The following is a 7,624-nucleotide window of genomic DNA, read 5'->3' as shown; positions in this document are numbered from 1 at the left end:
ACTCGGTCAACTCGGTCAACTCGGTCAACTCGGTCAACTCGGTCAACTCGGTCAACTCGGTCAACTCGGTCAACTCGGTCAACTCGGTCAACTCGGTCAACTCGGTCAACTCGGTCAACTCGGTCAACTCGGTCAAGCGAGCACGCTGCTTCGCCCTCCGGGGTCAACCCCGGAGATGCAATTGTGCAGACTTTCTTTTGCGTTAGCGGAAGGCGCGGGAGCGCGACGGGCCCAGGATCACGGCGTTCAGCAGCAACAGGTCCAGACCGTCGAGATAGGCCCGGGTGGTCGGAGACTGCGTGAAAGCCACGACCTGGCCGCTGCCATAGCTGCGCGACAGGACGAAGGGCTTGTAGGCCAGCTGTTCGGCATAGTCGTCCCACAGATACCCGCCGGCAACGAGATCGTCCGGGCCGGCAAAGCGCAGCGCGGTATCGGCGTCGTCCATCTCGACAGGCGCGTAGATGTCGGATCCGGTCACGAGCGCCGCCGCCCCGCGGTCATAGCCCGCCGACATCCACACATCCGGATTAGCCTCGACGCGGGCCAGAGCGCCCGGCGAGGAATCCGGCATGGCGCCCGAAGCCGTCTCGCTGGCACGCAATTCTTCCCGGTTCGCCAGGATCCGTCCGTCGATCACCTCGCCGCTGGCCGAGGCTTCGCGGGGCGAGTCTGCGGCGCGCTCGCGCTGGGCCGGCATCATCGCCACCTCGCTGTCCGCCAGCCAGCGGGTCGCGTCGCCCAGGCCGACAACGACGCCGCCGCCGCGGGCAAAGCCCTGGATCGCCGTCCGGCCGGCATTGCCCAGTTCCGAACCCAGCTGACCCCAGCGCTGCTCGGGCAGGATCAGGACATCGTAATTGTCGAGATTGGCCCGGCCGATCGTGCCCGTGCGAATGACAGCGACCGGAATGCCGAAGCGGCGTTCCAGGACATAGCGGGTCGCGCCGGCCGAGGTCGGATCGACCCCGTCTCCCCAGGCCATCGCCACCCGCGGCTCGCGCACAGGATAGAAATTGTCCGAACCGGGGTTCGGGCCGTCATCCACCCAGCTGCTGGGCATGCCGTCGAAACGCGCGCCGATCTCGGCCGCCAGCCGCGTGATCAGATTGTCGAGATCGTCCGGCGCGGAATGACGCGGCACAACGACGCTGCCCCGCGGATAGGTGATGTCACCGATGCGGAAACTGGCATTCGTCGTGCGCATGGGCACGCCTTCCTGGGCGAGGGCTGCCACCAGATAGGCCTGACCGGCATCGTTCCAGGGAATGACATAACCCCACTGGGAAGACCCGCCGCCGGCGATCCGCTCGATCGGCATCTCCGCGTTGACCGGCTGGGCATCGACCGCCGGCGTGCGGCGGCACTCCACAGCATGCACATTGCCCATCAGCGGCAGCGACCAGGCGGTCACGTCATAGAGCTCATGCCCCAGCCCTTCGCTGCGACGGCGCTCCTGCTCACGCATGAAGTCGGCGGGCAGATCTGTTGTCGCTTCCATGAGAGTGCGGGCGAGACGGCCGGAGGCCTGGTCGAAGCGCACGAGGAAAGCGCCCGCCTCGAAGCTTGCGCCACAAGCCGACGCACCCGGCGCCAGGCGTGACACGGCAATATCCTGCGCCGCCAGGTTCCGCGCCATGCGCTCGGCGCCCCAGCGGTTGGAGGCAATGTCCAGAAGGACCGCTTGCGGTGCGTCAGCGCTCGTCGACGCGCTGTCCCGGAAGGCCACGAAGTCACGCAGGAAACGCGCCCGGTTCTCGGCCACGACCTGGGCTGTCGAGAGACTGGCAATGAAATGGCGGTCCACCCCGTCCGCATAGGTCAGCAAAGAGCCGTCGCGGCGGCGCCACTCCAGACCCCGGGCCGAGGCCTGTTCATAGGTCATCGCGATCGCGCCCTGCAGGGTCGGCCACATATCGCCATAGCCGGGATAGAAGGCGTCGAAGACTTCGCGCGTGTAGTAGTCGTATCCAAGACGGTCGAACCACTCACCATGATTGCGGCCGATCAGCGCCTGGGCATCGCGCTGGCTGTCGACAATGTTGGGATTAAAGGGTTCGGCCGACGGCGCGAAGAAATAACTGCTGTCACCACCCATCTCGTGGGCGTCCACCACCACGACGGGGCGCCAGTCCAGGATGGCGTCGACACGACCGCGCGTCTCCGGCTGGGTACGGGCGAACCAGTCGCGGTTGAGATCGAAGAGATAATGGTTGAACCGCCCGCCGGGCCAGGGCTGGTCATGCTCGGCCGTGAACCGGTCCTCGCTTGGCGACAGCCCCCGCGCCGCCCGGAAGGACTGGACGAAACGGTTGCGGCCGTCCGGATTCTGCGTCGGGTCGATGATGACGATCGTATTGTCCAGGATGGTATCGACGACCGCATCACCGCGGGCGGCCAGCAGATGATAGGCCGTGCGCAGACCGGCATCGGTCGACGAGATCTCGTCGCCATGCACGCCATAGGACAGCCAGACGACGGCCGGCAGGTCGGCGATCAGACGATCCCGGTCCGCCGCATTCAGGCCTGCCGGATCGGCAAGCTGCTGCAGGCCGGACTGGATCGCGTCGAGCCGTTCCATCGTCTCGGGACGGGCGATCACGGCATAGACAAGCGGGCGGCCTTCCCAGCTGCGGGCATATTCGACGACGCGCATCCGGTCGGGCGCGGCTTCGGCGAGGGTGTAGAGATAATCGACAGCCTCGGCCGGCGGCGTGATCTCGGCCCCGAACTCGTAGCCGTATGCGGACAGGAGGCTGGGAATGCCGTCATCATACTGGACCGTCAGCGGCGCCGTCTGAGCTGCCGCTCCCATGGTTCCGAAAAGCGCCGCCAGAATTGCTGTCGCCAGTGCACGCATCGCCATACCCCTCATGTCCTTTGTCGCGGCAATTAATCAGGTTTTCGTCGCAGCGCAAAAGCTTCAACGCGCATCGGGCCGCCCGGTGACGATTGGAAAGTCCGGATCCGGCTGTTCCAGCAAGGCAAAGAAGCCCAGAAGTGCGCGCCGGTCGCCACGAATGGCAAACTCCTGCGAGGCGAGCATGTCGAGCAGGCCGGCCTCCTGTTGCAGCAGGCGCATCCAGAAGGTGCGGGTCAGCTCGACTGTCGCATCCGCGTCGGGCTCGGCCTCGCCGCGATGATGATGCATGACCCCGTTGGACAGCTCGATGACGTGTGTCTCGCCGACGTCCGTAAAGACGAAGTTGAACACACGGTCATTGCGGGCCGCGCGCGGCCCGTCGATCCGCGTGGCCATCGCCGCAAAGAACATGTCGAGCGGGATGGCGTCCAGAATGCCTTCCGACGCCCGCACCGCGTCTGTCTGCGGAATACCGTGCCGCAATTCACGGGCAGCCGACAGGTAGACATCCCGCCAGGGCGCCGATTCCGCGCGGTAACCCAGCTGTTCATAGCTGCGTGCCAGGATGGCGGCCGCCGCTTCATGGCCCGGAGCCGCATAGACTGCATGCTGGGCCAGCTCGGCGGACCAGCGATAGTCGCCGCCTGCAAACGCGGTCTCCGCCGCCACGACAACGGCCTCCACGCCGCCAAGCAGGTCAACATAGCGCTGCGCGGCCTCCCCTCTGGGCAGGGGGTCGAGATTGGCCGGAATGCCATCATACCAGCCGAAATAACGTTGATAGACCGCGCGCGAATTGTGCCGCAGCGTGCCGTAATAACCGCGTACGGCGAACCGGCCGGCAAGCGCGTCCGGCAAGACAATCGTCTCGGCGATCTCGTCCGGCCCGAGGCCGCGGGCCGCCAGGCGCAGCGTCTGGTCATGGATGTATTTGTAGATATCGCGCTGGGCGACGAGGAAATCATCGACTTCCTCTGCCCCCCAGACCGGCCAGTGATGGCTGTTGAAGGCCACGTCCGCCCGCCCGCCGAAGACGCGGCGGGCGTCTTCTATTCCTGCCGACCAGGCCAGCGCGTCACGCACCTGCGCGCCTCGCAAGGTGTAGAGATTGTGCAGATTGCGCGAGACAAGCTCGGCGCCGCACCAGGCCTCAAAATCCGGGAAGAACACCGTCAGCTCGGCCGGAGCTTCGGTGTCCGGCGCGTACTGGAATTCCATTCGCACCCCGTCGATCTCCAGCGTCTGGCCGGTATGGTCGATGACGATATCGGGCTCTGCGATGGTGTGGCGGCCCAGAGCGGGGTGCTTGCCGAGGCCCGAGCCGACATGTCCGCGCGCGGTACGCGGCAGATGCGTGCCATACATATAACCGGCACGGCGCGCCATCACGACACCGGCCATGACATTCTCGCTGACGGCCTCTTCGAGAAAACCGGCCGGCGCGATGACAGGGACAGGGCCCTCGCCCAACGCGCCTTCGATCGCCTCGACGCCACCGAAATGGTCGATATGGCTGTGCGTGAGGATGACGGCGGATACAGGCCGGGGGCCGAGCTCGCGCTCGACGAGCGCCAGCGCTGCCTGTGCCGTCTCGACCGATGTCAGCGGATCGATGACGATCCGTCCGGTCTCACCCTCGACGATCGACATGTTGGCCAGGTCATAGCCACGGACCTGGTAAATGCCCGGCACGACTTCGTAGAGACCATGCTCGGCATTCAGGCGGGCCTGCCGCCACAGGCTGGGATGAACCGTGTCCGGCGCGTCTTCCCGCTCAAGGAAGGCATAGTCGGCGGGTCGCCAGATCGGACGCCCGTCAGCATCGCGGATATCCAGATCGTCGTCGCGTGCGACAAAACCGCGCCGCACCAGCGCCCAGTCTTCGTCGTCGATCAGGGCGGGATCGCGCGCGTGTTCTGCATTCAGACGGCCGGTCGCAGCGGTTGCCGGAAAAGCCCCGTCTGTATCGGCCTCATTTGCTGAAATCTCCGACGGTTGTTGCGGTGAAGGCCCGGAGCACGCCGCCACAAAAAGAAGAGCAGCCATGGCCGTAATCGTCGCCCGTTTGCACACCATGTTCGAACCTCCCCGCCTGAACACTGTTTACTCCACGCTAACCCCTCAGCACACGCTTGGCGACAAATCCCGTACATTCGGTACTTTCTCCGGCACAGTGCCTTGGTTTTCCCGGCAAGTCCCGACTATCATTCGCAAAGGTGCGGGACCGATTCGGAGAAATGCGGATGGAGCAGGACGAGGCTTGGACCATAGCCCTGGACTCGCTTGACATTCCCGAGCCGGGGGCCCGCGAGGCATTGATCGCGATGTCCGAAATCCGTCATGTCGATGTGGGCACCACGATTATCGCCCAGGAAGAGGATGAGGATCATGTCTTCATCCTGCTTGAGGGGTCGGTCCGCGTGGTATTGCTGTCCGAAAATGGTCAGGAAATCTGGCTGGACTGGTTCGGTGCCGGCGCCATCTTCGGTGAACTCGCGGCGCTGACCGGCAAACCGAGAACCTCGGAAATCGTGGCCGAGACACCGTGCCGGATCGCGGCCCTGACCGGCGCGCAATTCTTCGACCTGTTGCGCAGGCATGGCAGTATCGGCTTGGCCCTGTGCCGCATCCTGGCGACCCGTATCCATCACACCACACAGCGCATGTTCGAACTGTCGTCGCTGTCGGCGCCGGGCCGTATCTATGCGGAATTGCTGCGCATGTCCGAACCGTCGGACAAGGCCGGAAACAGCCGCACCATCCAGGTCGCCCCGTCCATGACCGAACTGGCCCGCCGCGTGAACACCACACGCGAAACCACGTCGCGCACCGTGAACGATCTGGAACGTCGCGGCCTGCTCAAGCGCAATAACCGGTCATTTGAACTGGTCGATCCCGATTTGCTGAGCCGTATGCTCGGTTCGAGCTGACGCCCGGATTTCACCCGATGCGGGCGAACCGGGCGCGACGCTGCGCAGCGCGTAGAGACGGGTCATCGGTAATAGCGGATCGATCTCGGTCCGGCCGACATACTCACATCGAAACTCGGCCGGCCGTGACATCGAAAGAAGTGCGGCGAAAGCTTCGCTGACGAAGATCGATCCGGGCACCGTCACCGACTCGATCCGCGAGGCGACGGCCACTTGCCCGCCGAACGGCGCCGTCCGTTTCTGTACCGGGTCCATGCCCTCCTGCACCGGCCCGCAATGCCCGCCAATCCGCAGTCCGAGCCCGGGCGGCAGGTCCAGCGCATCCAGGTCGATCGCATCGAATGCACGGCGCAGGCCCACCGCGGCGCGTGCGGCCTCCGCGACACTGCCGAAGACGAGGAAAAGGCCATCGCCCCAGCTGTCGATATAGAGCGGGCGGTCCGGCCCGCTCTCGCAAACTTCCGCAAGCCGGCCGAGCACCTTCTGGACAAAGGTGGGGATGCGATCGTCGGGCACGGAGGTGGATCCGCGAATGTCGAGAAAGAGCATGGCCCGGATAACGAGGTTGAAGTCGTCGCTTGCGGCGTCGCCGGCGATGACCGGCAGCGATGCCGACGCCACGCTGCGCTCGAAGCGGAGGATATGCTGCGGTAGTCCGGACTGGCGCCAGACCGCAGCATCCCTGGCCGTACCGGATTCCGAACGCCCGGCTTCGCCATCGAAGACAAGCAGCTGAACCGGTGTGCTGGCCAGCACCGACGCCCGCATCCGCGCCATGCCCATGGCGACCACGCTGGCATGATTGAGGCTGAACTCGGACAGAATCCGTCGGTCGGTCGTGACTTCCACGATGTCTGCGGCCGCTTCCAGACACACCTCGCACCGGCGCACCCAGGCCTGTCCGTAGGGGCGCACGGACGCATCGATGAAGACCGCAACGGGGACCGGCAGAACGACGGTCAGAGCGCATCCGGCCGCCAGGCCCGCCTCGGCGATCAGGATGTCAGATCCCGCCGCAAGCGCCCCGTGCAGGGGACCGATATTCTCGCGCTCCAGCAGTGTGGCGATGGCGGTCTTGAGCCGGACTTCACGATCGGGCGGGACCATCCCCTCACCGGTTCCCGAGCGAAAAAGATGACCGGCATAATGCGCCGGCCGCGGCGGTTCGAGCGCATCGAGCCAGGCATCGGGCATGTCCAGTGCCGCAACGATCAGACGCAGCTGGCGGAGCGTCGTGGCATGAGCGAGATAGTTCTCGCGGTCGCATGCAATTGCCGATCTAAGGGCCATGTTGGCTGCGCCCGGTTGGGCGAGCAGGAGATGGGCCTCGGCCTCGGAGGCTTTCTGATAGTAGGCGGCCTCGGGATCCAGCGGCAGGCCGGAGCGGCAGCTTTCCAGGACGCGGCGTGCAAGATCGACCGAACGCTCGCGATCACCGGCCAGCAAAGCCATGGTCGCTGCATTGATGCCGGGATAATGACCGCCCGTCTGTTCGAAGACTGCGGCGTATCGATCCGCGGCAGACCGCGCCAGCGTCGGGAAGTCTTCCGCGTTGGCCTCGAAGGCCATAGCCTTCAAGAGACGGGCGCCGAGCGCCAGACAGTCCTCGTTGTGGCGCGCTTCGGCGAGGCGGAAACGATAGAAGTCGCGCTCGGCACGCTCCAGCGCACCGGAGCGGATAAGGCACAGGACAGCCCGGTGGCGCAGCCACAGATCGTCGGGCCGGTGGCGCAGGGCATCCAGGCACAGATCATAGGCCCGTGCCAGATCGCCCTGCTTGAACCGGTCGGCAATGTCGTCGCGTTGCGTCATTCGGTCCTGCCCGTCCCGG

The 7,624-nt window shown here is 65.4% G+C and carries 4 protein-coding genes; 1 reads left to right on the top strand and 3 read right to left on the bottom strand.

The features are described 5' to 3' along the window. Window positions 1–202: 202 nt before the first annotated feature. Together JJ918_RS15595 and JJ918_RS15590 are read right to left on the bottom strand one after the other, a co-directional pair. Window positions 203–2,866, bottom strand: a complete 2,664-nt coding sequence (locus tag JJ918_RS15595; RefSeq protein WP_291889379.1) for a M14 metallopeptidase family protein — start codon at window positions 2,864–2,866, stop codon at window positions 203–205. A gap of 57 nt (window positions 2,867–2,923) precedes the next feature. Further along, complete coding sequence (locus JJ918_RS15590; protein ID WP_291889375.1) at window positions 2,924–4,909, bottom strand: alkyl sulfatase dimerization domain-containing protein; 1,986 nt, start codon at window positions 4,907–4,909, stop codon at window positions 2,924–2,926. Between the two features lie 197 nt (window positions 4,910–5,106). Here JJ918_RS15590 and JJ918_RS15585 point away from each other — a divergent pair, with 197 nt between their 5' ends. Beyond that, on the top strand, window positions 5,107–5,793 hold the full coding sequence (locus JJ918_RS15585; RefSeq protein ID WP_291889372.1) for a Crp/Fnr family transcriptional regulator: 687 nt from the start codon (window positions 5,107–5,109) through the stop codon (window positions 5,791–5,793). Here JJ918_RS15585 and JJ918_RS15580 read toward each other — a convergent pair. Continuing rightward, the gene (locus JJ918_RS15580; protein WP_291889369.1) at window positions 5,740–7,605 is read right to left on the bottom strand and encodes an adenylate/guanylate cyclase domain-containing protein; all 1,866 of its coding nucleotides are present in this window, start codon (window positions 7,603–7,605) and stop codon (window positions 5,740–5,742) included. The genes JJ918_RS15585 and JJ918_RS15580 overlap by 54 nt on opposite strands. Window positions 7,606–7,624: the final 19 nt, after the last annotated feature.

It is taken from the genome of Maricaulis sp., assembly GCF_017642925.1.
Taxonomy (GTDB): domain Bacteria; phylum Pseudomonadota; class Alphaproteobacteria; order Caulobacterales; family Maricaulaceae; genus Maricaulis.
The sequence above is the reverse complement of the archived record's forward strand: the minus strand, read 5'-3'. Positions and strand labels throughout refer to the sequence as shown.

What these genes read in the sequence shown, in the direction of transcription:
- JJ918_RS15590 (WP_291889375.1), bottom strand. Translation starts at nt 4,909, where the DNA reads ATGGCTGCTCTTCTTTTTGTGGCGGCGTGCTCCGGGCCTTCACCGCAA.
- JJ918_RS15580 (WP_291889369.1), bottom strand. Translation starts at nt 7,605, where the DNA reads ATGACGCAACGCGACGACATTGCCGACCGGTTCAAGCAGGGCGATCTG.
- JJ918_RS15585 (WP_291889372.1), top strand. Translation starts at nt 5,107, where the DNA reads ATGGAGCAGGACGAGGCTTGGACCATAGCCCTGGACTCGCTTGACATT.
- JJ918_RS15595 (WP_291889379.1), bottom strand. Translation starts at nt 2,866, where the DNA reads ATGGCGATGCGTGCACTGGCGACAGCAATTCTGGCGGCGCTTTTCGGA.